General features: G+C 41.9%; 14 protein-coding genes. 6 read left to right on the top strand and 8 right to left on the bottom strand.

The window, feature by feature from the left end; genetic code table 11:
• Positions 1-87 precede the first annotated feature (87 nt).
• Together rlmH and IWX76_RS18080 are read left to right on the top strand one after the other, a co-directional pair.
• Positions 88-561, top strand: a complete 474-nt coding sequence (rlmH, locus tag IWX76_RS10130; RefSeq protein WP_196859768.1) for a 23S rRNA (pseudouridine(1915)-N(3))-methyltransferase RlmH — start codon at positions 88-90, stop codon at positions 559-561.
• Positions 562-587: 26 nt separating this feature from the next.
• Complete coding sequence (locus tag IWX76_RS18080; RefSeq protein ID WP_334641672.1) at positions 588-713, top strand: hypothetical protein; 126 nt, start codon at positions 588-590, stop codon at positions 711-713.
• Positions 714-810: 97 nt separating this feature from the next.
• On the opposite strand, the gene IWX76_RS10125 is transcribed toward IWX76_RS18080, so the two are convergent.
• The 5 genes from IWX76_RS10125 to lpxK form a co-directional block, all read right to left on the bottom strand.
• Positions 811-1,347 (bottom strand): DUF5606 family protein, encoded by a 537-nt coding sequence (locus tag IWX76_RS10125; protein ID WP_196859767.1) that lies wholly within the window; start codon positions 1,345-1,347, stop codon positions 811-813.
• 2 nt (positions 1,348-1,349) lie between these two features.
• Positions 1,350-1,811: a peptidylprolyl isomerase gene (locus IWX76_RS10120; protein ID WP_196859766.1), complete on the bottom strand. Its 462-nt coding sequence runs from the start codon at positions 1,809-1,811 to the stop codon at positions 1,350-1,352.
• Positions 1,812-1,903: 92 nt separating this feature from the next.
• The gene (locus tag IWX76_RS10115; protein WP_196859765.1) at positions 1,904-3,898 is read right to left on the bottom strand and encodes a putative porin; all 1,995 of its coding nucleotides are present in this window, start codon (positions 3,896-3,898) and stop codon (positions 1,904-1,906) included.
• Positions 3,898-4,713, bottom strand: coding sequence for a purine-nucleoside phosphorylase (locus IWX76_RS10110; RefSeq protein WP_196859764.1), 816 nt, complete (start codon positions 4,711-4,713; stop codon positions 3,898-3,900). Before IWX76_RS10110 ends, IWX76_RS10115 begins: the two co-directional genes overlap by 1 nt.
• Positions 4,676-5,761, bottom strand: a complete 1,086-nt coding sequence (gene lpxK / locus IWX76_RS10105; protein WP_334641669.1) for a tetraacyldisaccharide 4'-kinase — start codon at positions 5,759-5,761, stop codon at positions 4,676-4,678. Before lpxK ends, IWX76_RS10110 begins: the two co-directional genes overlap by 38 nt.
• An 88-nt stretch (positions 5,762-5,849) precedes the next feature.
• On the opposite strand from lpxK, the gene pruA reads away from it, so the two are divergent.
• Positions 5,850-7,487, top strand: a complete 1,638-nt coding sequence (gene pruA / locus IWX76_RS10100; protein ID WP_196859763.1) for an L-glutamate gamma-semialdehyde dehydrogenase — start codon at positions 5,850-5,852, stop codon at positions 7,485-7,487.
• A gap of 287 nt (positions 7,488-7,774) precedes the next feature.
• Here pruA and can read toward each other — a convergent pair whose 3' ends face one another.
• From can to IWX76_RS10085, 3 genes are all read right to left on the bottom strand, one after another.
• On the bottom strand, positions 7,775-8,455 hold the full coding sequence (gene can, locus IWX76_RS10095) for a carbonate dehydratase (RefSeq protein ID WP_196859762.1): 681 nt from the start codon (positions 8,453-8,455) through the stop codon (positions 7,775-7,777).
• A 6-nt stretch (positions 8,456-8,461) separates the two neighbouring features.
• Positions 8,462-10,030: a SulP family inorganic anion transporter gene (locus IWX76_RS10090; protein WP_196859761.1), complete on the bottom strand. Its 1,569-nt coding sequence runs from the start codon at positions 10,028-10,030 to the stop codon at positions 8,462-8,464.
• A 72-nt stretch (positions 10,031-10,102) separates the two neighbouring features.
• Positions 10,103-10,447, bottom strand: a complete 345-nt coding sequence (locus tag IWX76_RS10085) for a hypothetical protein (RefSeq protein WP_196859760.1) — start codon at positions 10,445-10,447, stop codon at positions 10,103-10,105.
• A gap of 151 nt (positions 10,448-10,598) precedes the next feature.
• Here IWX76_RS10085 and IWX76_RS10080 point away from each other — a divergent pair, with 151 nt between their 5' ends.
• From IWX76_RS10080 to IWX76_RS10070, 3 genes are read left to right on the top strand one after another with little or no spacing between them, the layout of a single operon-like run.
• A complete protein-coding gene (locus IWX76_RS10080; protein ID WP_196859759.1) occupies positions 10,599-11,831 on the top strand; it encodes a porin in 1,233 nt (410 codons plus the stop codon).
• 31 nt (positions 11,832-11,862) lie between these two features.
• Positions 11,863-13,404: an acyl-CoA carboxylase subunit beta gene (locus tag IWX76_RS10075; RefSeq protein WP_196859758.1), complete on the top strand. Its 1,542-nt coding sequence runs from the start codon at positions 11,863-11,865 to the stop codon at positions 13,402-13,404.
• A complete protein-coding gene (locus tag IWX76_RS10070) occupies positions 13,405-14,574 on the top strand; it encodes an MFS transporter (protein WP_196859757.1) in 1,170 nt (389 codons plus the stop codon).
• The last annotated feature ends 5 nt before the right edge of the window (positions 14,575-14,579 follow it).

Genomic DNA, 14,579 nt, shown 5'->3' with positions numbered 1-14,579 from the left:
GTGGAGCCTCGAAATTCAAAAATACAGGCACATTAACCCCTGTTTCGTGCTTAATATTTTAACTTTGACTTTTTAGCACATTAGCACATGAAGATAACCTTACTGGTGGTAGGTAAAACGGAAGATAAATACCTGATAGAAGGCATAGAAAAATACCTGAACCGGTTAAAACACTATATTGGCTTTAACCTGGTGGTGATTCCGGAATTGAAGAACACTAAAAACCTGACCGAAGCACAGCAAAAAACCATGGAAGCGGCGCTCATTTCCAAACAGTTGAGCAACCCCGATGTAGTGGTATTGCTTGACGAAAAGGGCAAGAAGCACAGCTCTGTATCATTTGCAAATTATCTAAACAAACAAATGATCGGAAGTGTTCAGCATTTAGTATTCATTATTGGTGGGCCCTATGGTTTTGATGAAAGTATTTATAAACGTTCCAATTCCAGCATATCTTTGTCAGACATGACATTCTCGCACCAGATGGTTCGGTTATTTTTTGTCGAACAACTTTACCGGGCATTCAGCATTTTAAAAGGCGAGCCCTACCACCACGAATAACAGCATTAAATTAAGGAGGACATCTTATGGCACTACATGATTTTAAGAGAAAATACAGGTATAAAAGTGACACCAGCAGTTCAAAATACAGTTACTGGATCGCCATTGCCATTTCAGTGATTGCCTTCTGGCTACTGTGGACGTATTTATAATCAAAACCCTAAACGCAAAATAGCCTGTCGTCCTTAACGGAGACAGGCTATTTTTATAAGTACAAACTGCCTATACCGCAGCTTGTCATCAGGCTAATTATACGCCTTTTTTACTTGTCATGCTTGCTTTTTTAGCAGGCTGATTTGTTTTGCTTGGTGCTTTTGCATTCGAAGGCTTAGGCGTAGCTTTAATTTTAGCAGCTGCTTTTTCTTCAGCTAATACGCTATCATGCTCTGCATTACCTGGCGCCTCTTCTGTAAACAACGGCAATTCCTTTAATAAATGGTACCAAGAAAGGATTTTTTTCATGTCAGAAGCATATACTTTCTCTTCATCATGATCCGGTGCTACTTCCTTAAAAAACGTTTTTAAAGTAGCTGCATCAGCTTTTGCTTCTGGAATTTCTCCAGTTGCAGCAGCCATGTTTGCCAATACATCAACCAATTTCAAATCGCCTTCATTACCATAAACGGTAATATCTTCTAGTGAAGCTAATTTTGTATTTGCAATGTTGGCAACGATTTTTACTTTTTGAGCATCAAGGCTCTCCAATACATATCCTGCCTTATTTTGTCCAACCAGTTTAAATAGCCCTGGTCTACCAGATACGGCTACTATTCCTCTTAAATTCATAATTAATCTTCTATCAAATCAATGCTTAAAATCTTATCACCTGCTTTAATGTCGTCAACCAAGTCAACATTTTCAACAACCTTACCAAAACAAGTATGGTTTCTGTCTAAATGCGCGGTGTTTTCTCTGCTGTGACAAACAAAAAATTGTGACCCACCTGTATTTCTACCTGCATGTGCCATTGACAATACGCCACGGTCATGGTATTGGTTTTCGCCTGTTAACTCACAATCAATTTTGTAACCCGGACCACCAGTACCTGCTAAATGAGCAGTATTTGAATCTTTAGAATTCGGGCATCCTCCCTGAATCACAAAATTAGGGATTACACGGTGAAAAGTAACGCCGTTATAAAAACCTTCACTAGCTAGTTTTTTGAAGTTTGCAACGGTATTAGGTGCATCATTATCGTAAAACTCAACGGTCATGTCTCCTTTTTCTGTTTTTATTATTGCTTTGCTCATAGTCGTTTATTTATGTAAAACCTGTATTCGTAATAATTTATCTTGAGTTCCAGCAGACTTAAATAGTGCTGGAAAAGATAAAAGTAAATATTTTAATCGTAAAAGTTCCAACTCACGCCAAACTTCAGCATGCTTTGCGGCATTAAATAGTTCTCTATGGTTTGGTAGTCCTGGGCAAACAAGCCCCTGTTTACATAATCATATTTCACAAAAAGGTTGGCTTTTCTTAAACTGGCACGAATCCACACATCCAAAACGGGTTCTGCTTTAAGGCGGTTATCTCGTGTGGGAATATAAAACTGACTGGCAGCAGGTGAATAAGCATAACTTAAATATTCGGTATTATACCGCAAATCGAAACCAAGATCCGTGTTCAGGAACTTGAAGAAAGTCTGATTCACATAGAAGCTATTAAAGGTATACACCTCGGGTGTGCGCAAAATATTTTCCTGATCTGTTTTCTGGTACACCACATAACTATCCAGGTTAAACTTGCCAAACTTAAACTTTTTACCCAACGTCACTTTCAACAGGTTTAAACTACCGTCATTTTGCAGGGGTTTAATTCCTACCTCGCCATCCTGGCCAAAATACATGTAATTGTCAATCAGGAAATACTCCGCACCGGCCTCAAACTTATACTTATCATTCAGGTAAGTGAAGTTAAAATTAATCGTGTTGGTGCGGTCAAAATCGTTTATCCAGTTATAATGGTTACCAAAATAACGGTTATACAATTCCTCCGGCGATTTATTCTGCATATAGGCCCCTAATACAATACGGCCCACAGCATTGCTCAACAGCACATTACTTTTCGCCTCATAGAGGTAATCGCCAGCCTGCCTGCCTTGAAAAATCTGCTGCACATCTACATTCAAGTCCATCCGGTTACTAAATCGGTAACCCAATGCACCTAATAAACTGGCATTCTGAAAGGTAGAATTGTAAAGGTAATAATCGGTCAGGTCAGCATACCGTGCCTGTTGCCTATAGGTATAATAGTCATGCCTAATCCCCAGATCCACCTTCAGCTCGTTTTTAATAAAGGATTGCGATTTACCTCTTAAAAAGAAACTGTATATAAATTCGTTGCGCAGGTGTTTCACATTGGTCGAATCGTTGGTTGTGCGGGTATCAATTAACCCTCGTGGCAAGACCACCAGGTCGCCGGCGTCATCTTCATTTTTAAAGAAACTAAAGGTCTCGTTGGTGTAATGAAACAGGTAACTGATCTTATTGGTGGGTAACACTTTTTTTGAAACTTCCTGAGCCACGGTATCAATGCGCCCAATGAAATAACTTTGTTTAATTAACACCGAGTTACGCCTGGAAATCTGCTTGCCCGAAGTCAGGTTTACAGGAAGTGCTTCGGTAGTTACATTATTGTCCAGCGAATCCAGGTTACCAAACAAGGAACCATTTTCTTCTGCTTTTAAAGTGTTAAATACCGCATTGGCAAATAGGTTATAGCGTTTGTTGGGCGACTGGTACCAATTAAAAATGGCGGCATTCAGGTGATCGCCACGCTGGTTATCATAAATCCCATTGGCGTCCATCCGCGTATAATTAGCGCCTATACTCCAGTTTTTCTTAATATTTTGCCCAACGGTAACTTTAAACATTTGCTCGGTACGGCCAGCGCCCATATAATACAGGTTGCTAAATGGCGTACGGGCCTGGTAATACATAATATCGTCGTGGTCCATGGCATAGGCATCAAGGGAGTGGAAGCCTAAATCGAACCCGATGGTCCGGTTAGGTTCAAACAACAAAGGTTTTACCGCCAAACCCATATTACCGGTACCAATCATTGGCCGGCGGGGTTGTACAATCGGACTATAATTCTGAAAGTTGCGTAAGCTGGTATCTAAGGGGAAAGTCTGGATGCTGTCTTTTGTTAAGCGCAGTGTGGTAAAACGAACGTATTTGGAAGTATACACTACCGAATCTTCGCCACTATCCAGCTGTTTTCTTAGGGAATCGAGCTCTTTATTATCTCTTACGTTGGTCTTTAAATCCTGCGCAATAAGTTGTTGCCCGGTAAACAGGAAACTAAACAGAACAGAAAGAACAAGGGCTTTATACATTACAGTGTAGCAATTAACTGGCTTAAAATTTTAGTCATTTTAGGTTCTGCTTCATGGGCAGTTTGCAGGATATCTTCAATGCTTACAGGTTTCAGCACCTCAGGAAAACCTTCGTCGGTTAATACCGATATAGCAAAAACCGGCAGTGCCATGTGGTTGGCCACAATTACCTCTGGCACAGTGCTCATGCCAACAGCGTCGCCGCCAATAACACGCAGGTATTTATATTCTGCTCGGGTTTCCAGGTTTGGCCCCGTTACCGATACATACACCCCTTGTTTGCAAGAAATCCCTTCGGTTTCGGCAATGCTTAATGCTTTTTCAATCAGCTTCTGGCTGTAAGGCTCACTCATATCTGGAAAACGTGGACCCATTTCTGCATCATTCCTGCCCCTTAGCGGACTCTCAGGCTGTAGGTTAATATGGTCGTTGATGATCATCAGGTCGCCTTTTTTGAAATCAGGATTCAAGGAACCCGCAGCATTAGATACAAACAGGTGTTTAATACCCAGGGCTTTCATTACACGTACCGGAAAAGTAATCTGCTGCATGCTGTAACCTTCGTAATAGTGCAGTCTACCTTGCATGGCCACTACTTTTTTACCGTTTAAGGTTCCAAAAATTAATTTACCTGAGTGGAATTCTAAGGTAGAGATGGGAAAGTTGGGTATATTAGGATACATTAAGCTGTATTCCACTTCCATTTCGCTAACCAGGCCTCCCAGGCCTGTACCTAATATAATACCTATTTCAGGCTCAAATTGTGCAGTTCTAGCTTTAATATGTTGTACGGTTTCGTGTATAGCTTGAAACATAGTTTATAACGTTTTGATCAAAGGTAAGCTTATCTTTTGCCAGTATATTAATTTTTATAGGCAAAAAATAGACCGGTAAATCTACGAGTAATTCTTGCAGTCCGGCAGCAGATAAACGCTGTGCGTCCTTTTCTGTTGTGATTATTATTTTTTCTGTTGATTTATCCTGCCGGAAAGCCGCTGCCAGGCGACTGATTTCGGTGCTCGTAAAAGCATGGTGATCTGCATAATCGTGGTGAATCACCCTCGTTCCCCCCGATTTAAGGTAGCCCACTAGTGGTGCTGGATTGGCAATACCGGTGAGTAAATACACCACGGTGTTAACCGGCAATTTGGCCATGGCCATGCTTTGTGATGTATATAGGTGTATCAGATCCTGGTATTGCAGTGCAGAGAAAGCAGGTACCCAGCCCTGATCAAAACGCTTGCTTAACGCCTGCCGTTGGGCATCGCCGGCTGAAGCGGGTGTTTTGGTTACCAAAATGGCCTGCGCCCGTTTATAACCGCTAAAATGTTCGCGCAAATTACCGGCTGGCAACAAAAACTGCGTTTTTAACAATTTATGGTATTCAAAAAGCAAAATGTTGAACCCTGGTCTTACACGTCGGTGCTGGAAAGCATCGTCGAGCAGAATCAAATCGTGATTGCCTTGCAGTTGTGTAATGCCTTTTACCCGATCTTCACATACCGCTACCGTTACCTGCGGAAACTTACGGTAGTATTGCATGGGTTCATCGCCAATGGTCAGGGCAGTGGCGCTTGGATCGGCCAGGATAAAACCATTGGTTTTACGCCCATAGCCCCTGCTCAGGATGGCAATTTTATAGTCAGCCAATAAATCGACCAGGTATTCTGTAACCGGGGTTTTACCCGATCCACCCACTACCAGGTTGCCCACGCAAATGACCGGCATATCAAAGGATTGCGATTTAAACCAGCCCCAATCATAACATTTATTTCTGATCAGGATGATTAAGCCATAAACAATCGAAAACGGAAAGAGCAGCAGGCGCAGGTAGTTTATCATCTCTGTTTCAAAAATACGCATTCTCCATCATAAAACAGCCTTAGGAGCCACCAATGCTGTTAATGGCTGGAAAAATAAAGCTATATTTGTGCAAACAACAATTGATATCATGCTAAAAGGATTTTTTAACGTACCCGTACCAATCAACGAACCCATTTTCGGGTATGAGCCAGGAAGTAAAGAACGTGAACTTTTAAAAGCGGCATTAGCTGATGCCCGCTCCAAACAAATTGATATACCTATGTATATTGGCGGAGAGGAAGTCTATACAGAGGACAAAGTAAATACCACCCCTCCCCACGATCATCAACATATTTTAGGAACTTACAGTAAAGGTGACCAAAGCCATGTAACCCGTGCCATTGATGCTGCATTAGCGGCTAAGGCAGATTGGGAAAACCTGGGTTGGGAACACCGTGCAGCCATCTTTTTAAAAGCTGCCGACCTTGTTGCCGGTTCTTACCGTTATAAATTAAATGCGGCAACCATGCTGGGCCAAAGTAAAAACGCTTACCAGGCTGAAATTGACGCTGCCTGTGAGTTTATCGACTTTTTGCGTTTCAACGTGAGCTACATGTCTGAGATTTACAAACAACAGCCTATCTCTTCCAGAGGTGCATGGAACCGTGTTGAGCAACGCCCATTAGAAGGTTTTGTATTTGCATTAACGCCATTTAACTTCACTGCTATTGCTGGTAACTTACCAACTTCTGCGGCCATGATGGGTAATGTTGTCGTTTGGAAACCTGCTAATACGCAGATCTATGCCGCCAACGTGATCATGGAAATTTTAAAAGAAGCAGGTTTACCTGATGGGGTAATCAACCTGGTTTATGTTTCTGGTCCGGATGCAGGTGAAGTAATCTTTAACCATCCTGATTTCGCAGGTATACACTTTACCGGTTCTACTGGTGTTTTTCAGAACATCTGGAAAACCATAGGTAACAACATTCATAAATTTAAAACCTACCCACGTATTGTTGGTGAAACCGGTGGTAAAGATTTTATCGTGATCCATGGTTCGGCAAATGCCGAAGTATCGAGCACAGCCATCATCAGAGGTGCTTTTGAATACCAGGGACAAAAATGTTCTGCTGCTTCACGTGTGTACATCGCGAAAAGCTTGTGGCCGCAAATCAAAGAACTGATGGTACGCGATTTAGCGACCTTCAAAATGGGTCCTACAGAAGATTTCAGTAATTTCGTTAATGCCGTTATCGATGAAAATTCATTCGATAAATTGGCTAAATATATTGATGCGGCTAAAAATGATCCGGCTGTAGAAATTATTGCAGGTGGTAACTACGACAAGTCTAAAGGTTATTTCATTGAACCAACTGTATTGGTTGCTAGCGACCCGATGTATACCACCATGTGTGAAGAATTATTCGGTCCGGTATTAACCATTTATGTGTATAACGACGAAGAATTTGAGCAGGTGTTAGATATTGTTGATAAAACATCTATCTACGCTTTAACTGGTTCCATCATTTCACAAGATCGTTATGCCATTGAACTGGCATCGCAGCGTTTACGCAATGCAGCAGGCAACTTCTACATCAACGATAAATGTACTGGTGCCGTAGTTGGTCAGCAGCCATTTGGTGGCGCCAGAGGTTCTGGTACTAACGACAAAGCAGGATCAATGATCAATTTGCTACGTTGGGTATCTCCTCGTACCATTAAAGAAACTTTTGAGCCCGCTAAAGACTACCGTTACCCGTTTTTAGCTGAAGATAAAGGATAAGATTATTAATAATAAACGAATAATAGCCTGCCCCATCTTCATGATGGTGGCAGGCTTTTTTGTGGGGTATTTTTTAAGCAAAAATTCCCGTTTCTGCCCGAGATATAAGGGCCTTAGAAGGGGGTTAGAAGGGCCTTTGAAGGGCCTCTAAACGGCTACGGCCCTTCTAAGGCCCTCTTAATGCCTATTTAACACCCCCTTACGGCTCATTTACTCCAAAATCTATGTCACAAAAAAGCCGGATCCTCTTGCGATGATCCGGCTGATTATTATTGATTTTTCGAGAATTATGATGGTGTGGTAATACCTTCCATTTTGAATACAGAGCCCAGGTGGTCATTAGATTCGCAACTCACACTCAGGTCTTTAATTAACCCAGTCTCCAATGAATAAACCCATCCGTTAACGGTAAGTTTTTTACCATTGGCCCAACGGTTCTGTACAATAGATGTTTTACTCAAGTTAAATACGCCTTCGATAACATTAAGCTCTACCAAACGATCGCGTCTTTTAACCGGATCAGAAATTACATCCAGTTCATGGTAATGTAAACGGTAAGTATCTTTGATATTTCTCAACCAATTGTCGATAATACCATGTTGTTTATTGCCAATGGCAGCAGCTACACCTCCGCAGCCATAATGGCCACAAACAATCACATGTTCTACCTCAAGCACGTTTACCGCATAATCTAATACACTTAACATGTTCATGTCCGTATGCACAACCACATTGGCGATGTTACGGTGAACAAAAATATCACCAGGGTTGGTATTGGTAATTTGATTGGCTGGTACCCGGCTATCGGAACAGCCAATCCATAAAATCGGTGGTTTTTGACCGGCCGACAGGCGATCGAAAAATGTAGGATCTTCTGCCAGCGTAGCAGCCACCCAGTCTCTATTACCTTTTAAAAGGCCCTCGTATGTTATCTCGTTAGTATTTTGTTTTTCTAATTGTGCGCACATAAAATTTTAGTTGTTTATTTCTTGAACCAGATTGTCTGTTAATTTAGGGATAGTATAGTGTTTTTGAACGTTTTTCAAGGTCACAATAATCCCTTTGGAATAAGCATTATGCTTGTAGTTAAATATTGTCTCTAATACATCTGGATCAATATATTTCGAGTTTGTCCCATCAATGGTGACATTAGTTTCCTTAGGAATTTTGCTTAAAATAGTCTGGATTGCCGCTTTGTTTAAAAACGACACTTCTTCTGCCAGGTTGATGCGAAGGTCTTTTTTACTTCCATCCTGCTGTAGCTGGTAGAAATAAGGATTCCGCATATTGGTACGTAATAAATAAAATACAGATACCACCATACCAATGGCAACACCTTTAAGTAAATCGGTTAATAATACCGCTATTACGGTAACAACAAAAGGAACAAACTGGTTCCAGCCTTTATGGTATTGATGTTTATACAAATCGATACGGGTTAACTTGTAACCTGTGAAAATAAGTACTGCAGCTAAGCCAGCCAGAGGTATCATGTTAATTACCCCTGGAATAAACAATAGGGATAACAACAACCAGCAACCATGGAAAATGGCCGACATTTTTGTTTTAGCACCCGAATTGGCATTGGCCGAACTTCTTACAATTACGGAAGTCATGGGTAAACCACCCAGCATACCACTGGTCATGTTACCAATACCTTGCGCTACGAGCTCTCTGTTAGAAGGCGACGTACGTTTCTTCTTGTCGAGTTTATCTACCGCCTCAATACCCAATAGCGTTTCCAAACTGGCTACAATAGCTAGCGTACCCGCAACCACCCATACTTGTGGATTTGTAATGGTAGAGAAGTCTGGCATCATAAATAAACCAGTGAAATCTCCCCAGCCACTAACTTCTGGAATAGCCACCATTTGTTTGGCATCAATGGCATAAGCCGTGTTTTTAAAAGCATAAGCCAAGGCTACACCCACCACTACCACCACTAATGGGGCTGGCACCACGCTCAGTTTTTTAAACCTGGGCCAATAAATTAATATGGCCAGTGACAGCAGACCGATCACAATAGCGGCAATGCCGAAATTGGTATTTCCACTGGTTATAGCAGAAATAGAGTATTGTGAGGGATCGATACCCATGATATAAGGTATTTGATTAATGATTAGCGTAAGCCCAATAGCAGCCAACATGCCTTCGATAACACTGGAAGGGAAATAACTGCTTACGGAACCTGCTTTAAGTAAGCCTAAAATCAACTGCATAGCACCTGCCAAAAGCAAGGCCATTAAAAAAGTCTGGTAACTGCCAAGTGATGTAATTGCACCCAACACGATAACGGTTAGACCTGCGGCTGGACCACTAACACTAAGTTGTGAGCCACTAAATGAGGCTACAACAACGCCACCAATAACACCAGTAAGAAGGCCCGCAAACAACGGTGCCCCGGAGGCTAAAGCGATACCCAGACATAAGGGAAGCGCAACCAAAAACACCACAATACTCGCTGGCAAGTCATGCTTAAGGTTCTTTGTTAAGATATACTTTTTCACTTCCAACCTTGAAAAGATTGAATTCCTATCTTGCATAAAAATAAATTTAATGTATTTAAGTAATAAATAATTACAACGGTACCAAAATGATTGTATACCGTGGTTTACTTAAGATAGGGAGTTGGGCGGCGGTGTTGGCACCATAGGGTGATAAGGGTTCACATAGCGCTTTATATGCTCTATATAACTGTTGTCGACCTGTAAATGGTAACGCAAAGGTAGATAATGGTGGGAAGTATGGTGATCAATTAACTTGATATCAGCAATTTTTGAATGTTTGCCGGAATCGCTATCGGTACCATGTTCCAATTCTACTTGCATGATCACATCGTTGATGGTTTGTTTGTCGAATTGATTTATAAATACAGGCGCAACACAAATGACCATCTTCACCAGGAAGATGCCCAAAAAGGCAACGACTATACTAAATTTAAATCTCTTCTTCAATTCCATTCTATCAATCTTGTGAATTGTTATTAACAAAAGTAGTTCCACAGAATGAAAATTACTAGTGATGAACAAAAAAATTGCAAAAAAGTAACGTAAATATTATATAACAATTGATTAACTGTAATTTAGCAGATTCAATTTGCCTTACATTACAATGAAAAAATTACTTTTATTATTATTGTCTACTTTTCCGCTGATTGCACTGGCACAAAGCAACAACCAGCCCTCAACTTACGACATTCACGACCTGAAATTTACAGGTTACCTGCAAACGCAGTTCCAACATGCACAATCTGCAGGCATCTCTTCGTTTTCTGGAGGTGATTTTGACGAAAATTCTCAGGATCGGTTTATGCTTAGAAGAGGCCGCTTAAAAGTAGACCGGGTAGACAAATATTCTAGTTTGGTATTTCAGCTCGATTTTACGCAAGACGGTGTACAGTTGATGGATGCTTTTATCCAATTGTATCAACCAGGTTCAAAATCCTTGATTTTAACAGCAGGTTTATTTAACCGTCCTTTTGGTCACTCCATTGCCTTTTCCTCAGGCTACCGTGATTTTCCGGAGCGTGCGAGGGTTTTCCAGACCATTATGCCCCGGGAACGTGATATTGGTGTAATGCTCGCCTATCAGCCAAATGGCAAGTTTGACTTTATAAGGGCCGAATTTGGTGTGGTGAATGGCAGTGGCTATAATTCGCGCGACTACGATTCGCGGAAGGACGTAATGGGTAATGTGAAGTTTGAATTTGACAGCCTGGCCAATGATAAGTTAAAAATAGGCTTCGGTGGCTCTTATTACCGTGGTTCTGTACGCAACGGAACGGAAAGCTATTTTACCAACAATGGTAATGGTTTTACCAGCAACACCAATGCTAGCCATGTGGGTTATCATGCCCGCCGGGAATACCATGGTGCCGACCTGCAGCTGGAATACGATAATACTTTTGGCAAAACCATTTTTAAAGTGGAATATGTAGGTGGAAAACAGCCGGGTGTAGGTTCTTCTGAGGATTTCACGGGGCCGGAAGCCAGTAAAAGTTTTGACGAACAACCACCGACAGACCTTTACCTGCGCGAATTTAATGGCTATTACCTGTGGTTAACACAGCAAATTGCAAAAACTAAATTTACTGCCATTGCAGCTTATGATGTTTATGACCCCAATACAAAGCTTGCCGAAAGCCAGATTGGCATGAACAACAATACGACTGCCGGCGATATAAAGTTTAGCACCCTGGGTTATGGCCTAACTTTCCTGGCCAGTGACCGCGTGAAACTGACCTTATACAATGAGCATGTGTTTAATGATGATACACAGTTGCCAGATTATACGGCAGACTTAAAAGACAATGTATTTACGGCCAGACTGCAATATCGCTGGTAATTTTCTAGATTTATAAAAATAGCGCAGACGAATGGAGAATAAATTAGCCTTACTTCAGGATAAAATAAAACAAGCACATGCCGGCGGCGGTGAAACCCGTATTGCCAGTCAACATAAAAAAGGAAAATTAACTGCAAGAGAACGTCTTCATTTTTTAATGGATGAGGGAACGTTTGAAGAAATAGGTATGCTGGTTACCCACCGGAGCACTGATTTTGGCATGGAGAAAGAGATTTATCCAGGTGATGGGGTGGTAACAGGTTACGGACAAATTAATGGCCGCCTTGTATACGTTTTCTCGCAAGACTTTACTGTTTTTGGCGGCTCGCTTTCAGAAACACATGCAGAGAAAATCTGTAAAATTATGGACCTGGCCATGCAAAACGGTGCACCTGTTATTGGTCTAAATGACAGTGGTGGTGCCCGTATACAGGAAGGTGTGGTTTCTCTGGGTGGTTATGCCGATATTTTCTACAAAAATGTACAAGCTTCAGGTGTGGTGCCTCAGCTTTCGGCCATTATGGGCCCTTGTGCTGGCGGTGCAGTGTATTCACCGGCTATCACAGATTTTATCCTGATGGTAGAAAACACTTCTTACATGTTTGTAACTGGCCCTAATGTGGTAAAAACCGTTACCCATGAAGTCGTAACTTCAGAAGAACTTGGTGGTGCTACTACCCATGCCACCAAATCAGGTGTTACCCATTTCGCTTGTCCGAATGAAATTGATGCCATCAACCACATTAAACAGCTATTGAGTTATATGCCTCAGAACTGTGAAGAAGTGGCACCTGTATTACCCTATACCCCTGGCGAAGAAAGCAGGCCAATGTTGAATAAGCTAATGCCGCAGAATGCTAACCAGCCTTACGACATTAGGGAAGTGATTACGGCCGTTGCCGATGCAGACAGCTTTTTGGAGGTCCATAAAGATTATGCGGAGAATATGGTGGTTGGTTTTGCACGACTTGCAGGCAGAAGTATTGGTATTGTAGCCAATCAACCGGCTTATCTTGCTGGGGTGTTAGATAACCATGCTTCTGTTAAAGCGGCTCGTTTTGTACGTTTCTGTGATTGCTTTAATATTCCCCTGTTGGTATTTGAAGATGTACCGGGATTTTTACCGGGTACCGACCAGGAATGGAACGGCATTATTGCCAATGGCGCCAAATTATTATATGCTTTTAGCGAGGCTACTGTGCCCCGTATTACGGTTATTACGCGTAAGGCCTATGGGGGTGCTTATGATGTGATGAACTCTAAACATATTGGTGCCGACTTAAACTACGCCTGGCCAAGTGCCGAAATTGCAGTAATGGGTGCTAAAGGAGCTGCAGAGATTATATTTAAACGGGAAATTACCGCTGCCGAAAATCCGGAAGAAAAATGGCTGGAGAAAGAAAAAATGTATTCAGAGATTTTTGCTAACCCTTACCGTGCTGCCGAACGTGGCTTTGTGGATGAAGTGATTACCCCTGCCGATACCCGGATCAAACTCATAAAAGCTTTTAAAATGCTGGAAAATAAAGCGGTGAAAAATCCGCGTAAAAAACACGGTAATATCCCTTTGTAAATGAAACTTAGTCGCGCTGATGTGTTACTCATGTCCTTCTGTACTGGACTGATTGTAGCCAATATTTATTATTGCCAACCTTTAATTATTTTGATTGCCAGGGAATTCCAGCTGACGGAAAGTTTTGCCGGAAGGATCACCTACCTTACCCAGGGCGGCTATGCTTTGGGTTTGCTATTACTGGTGCCCCTTGGCGATATGTTTGAACGCAAAAAACAGATTCTTGTCATCACCGGGGTAGCTATTGTAGCCTTGTTAATGGCTGGCTTTTCGCGTTCTTTTCTGCTGCTCCAATTTGCGAGTGTACTGATTGGCGCTTCCTCTATTGTGCCCCAGCTGATTTTACCAATGGCCGCCAATTTAAGCAGCGACGAGAATCGCGGCCATACCATTGGTATTATCATGAGCGGTTTGCTTGTTGGTATTTTAGGCTCGCGCGCCATAAGCGGAAGCATTGGTTATTTATGGGGCTGGCGGGCCATGTTTTTTATAGCAGCGGGTTTATGTTTTCTCTTGTTATTTCTGATGGCGAAGCGTTTTCCCAAAAGCCTACCATCATTTACGGGTACATATAGGCAATTAATGTATAGCATGTGGGGTTACATCAAATCGCAGCCTGTGTTAAGGGAAGCATCCATCATTAATTTCCTGGCCTTTGCTATTTTAAGTTCTTTCTGGACCACCATGGTCTTGTTTTTGGCTAATCCTCCTTTTGAATTTCAATCGCTTCAAATTGGCTTATTTGGCATTGCTGGTGCCGCAGGTGCATTGGCTGCGCCGCTAGTTGGTAAATGGAGCGATGGTAAGGATACGCGCAAAAACCTGATGATTGGCCTGGTGCTGCAGTTAATCAGCATTGCTGCTTTTTATTTTACAGGTAGCACGCTCTACCTTTTTGTGGCAGGCATTATTTTAATTGACATTGGCCAGCAGGCTATACATGTAACCAATCAAACTCGTATTTATGCATTAGTGCCAGAAGCACGCAACCGTTTAAACACCATTTTTATGTCGGTTAGTTTTGTGGGTGCAGCTTCGGGTTCGGCCATGGGCCTGTGGCTATGGGATAAAGGGCAATGGCCAGTCTATTGCTTTGGTGCTGCTGTAGTTATTTTATTGAATATTTGCATTTACCAGTTTTACCGCGTAAAGTTTAAATATCCTGCCTAATAGTT

Source organism: Pedobacter sp. CAN_A7 (assembly GCF_015752175.1).
Lineage (GTDB): Bacteria > Bacteroidota > Bacteroidia > Sphingobacteriales > Sphingobacteriaceae > Pedobacter.
This window is presented reverse-complemented; position numbering and strand designations above follow the sequence as displayed.

What these genes read in the sequence shown, in the direction of transcription:
- rlmH (WP_196859768.1), top strand. Translation starts at nt 88, where the DNA reads ATGAAGATAACCTTACTGGTGGTAGGTAAAACGGAAGATAAATACCTG.
- IWX76_RS18080 (WP_334641672.1), top strand. Translation starts at nt 588, where the DNA reads ATGGCACTACATGATTTTAAGAGAAAATACAGGTATAAAAGTGACACC.
- IWX76_RS10125 (WP_196859767.1), bottom strand. Translation starts at nt 1,347, where the DNA reads ATGAATTTAAGAGGAATAGTAGCCGTATCTGGTAGACCAGGGCTATTT.
- IWX76_RS10120 (WP_196859766.1), bottom strand. Translation starts at nt 1,811, where the DNA reads ATGAGCAAAGCAATAATAAAAACAGAAAAAGGAGACATGACCGTTGAG.
- IWX76_RS10115 (WP_196859765.1), bottom strand. Translation starts at nt 3,898, where the DNA reads ATGTATAAAGCCCTTGTTCTTTCTGTTCTGTTTAGTTTCCTGTTTACC.
- IWX76_RS10110 (WP_196859764.1), bottom strand. Translation starts at nt 4,713, where the DNA reads ATGTTTCAAGCTATACACGAAACCGTACAACATATTAAAGCTAGAACT.
- lpxK (WP_334641669.1), bottom strand. Translation starts at nt 5,761, where the DNA reads ATGCGTATTTTTGAAACAGAGATGATAAACTACCTGCGCCTGCTGCTC.
- pruA (WP_196859763.1), top strand. Translation starts at nt 5,850, where the DNA reads ATGCTAAAAGGATTTTTTAACGTACCCGTACCAATCAACGAACCCATT.
- can (WP_196859762.1), bottom strand. Translation starts at nt 8,455, where the DNA reads ATGTGCGCACAATTAGAAAAACAAAATACTAACGAGATAACATACGAG.
- IWX76_RS10090 (WP_196859761.1), bottom strand. Translation starts at nt 10,030, where the DNA reads ATGCAAGATAGGAATTCAATCTTTTCAAGGTTGGAAGTGAAAAAGTAT.
- IWX76_RS10085 (WP_196859760.1), bottom strand. Translation starts at nt 10,447, where the DNA reads ATGGAATTGAAGAAGAGATTTAAATTTAGTATAGTCGTTGCCTTTTTG.
- IWX76_RS10080 (WP_196859759.1), top strand. Translation starts at nt 10,599, where the DNA reads ATGAAAAAATTACTTTTATTATTATTGTCTACTTTTCCGCTGATTGCA.
- IWX76_RS10075 (WP_196859758.1), top strand. Translation starts at nt 11,863, where the DNA reads ATGGAGAATAAATTAGCCTTACTTCAGGATAAAATAAAACAAGCACAT.
- IWX76_RS10070 (WP_196859757.1), top strand. Translation starts at nt 13,405, where the DNA reads ATGAAACTTAGTCGCGCTGATGTGTTACTCATGTCCTTCTGTACTGGA.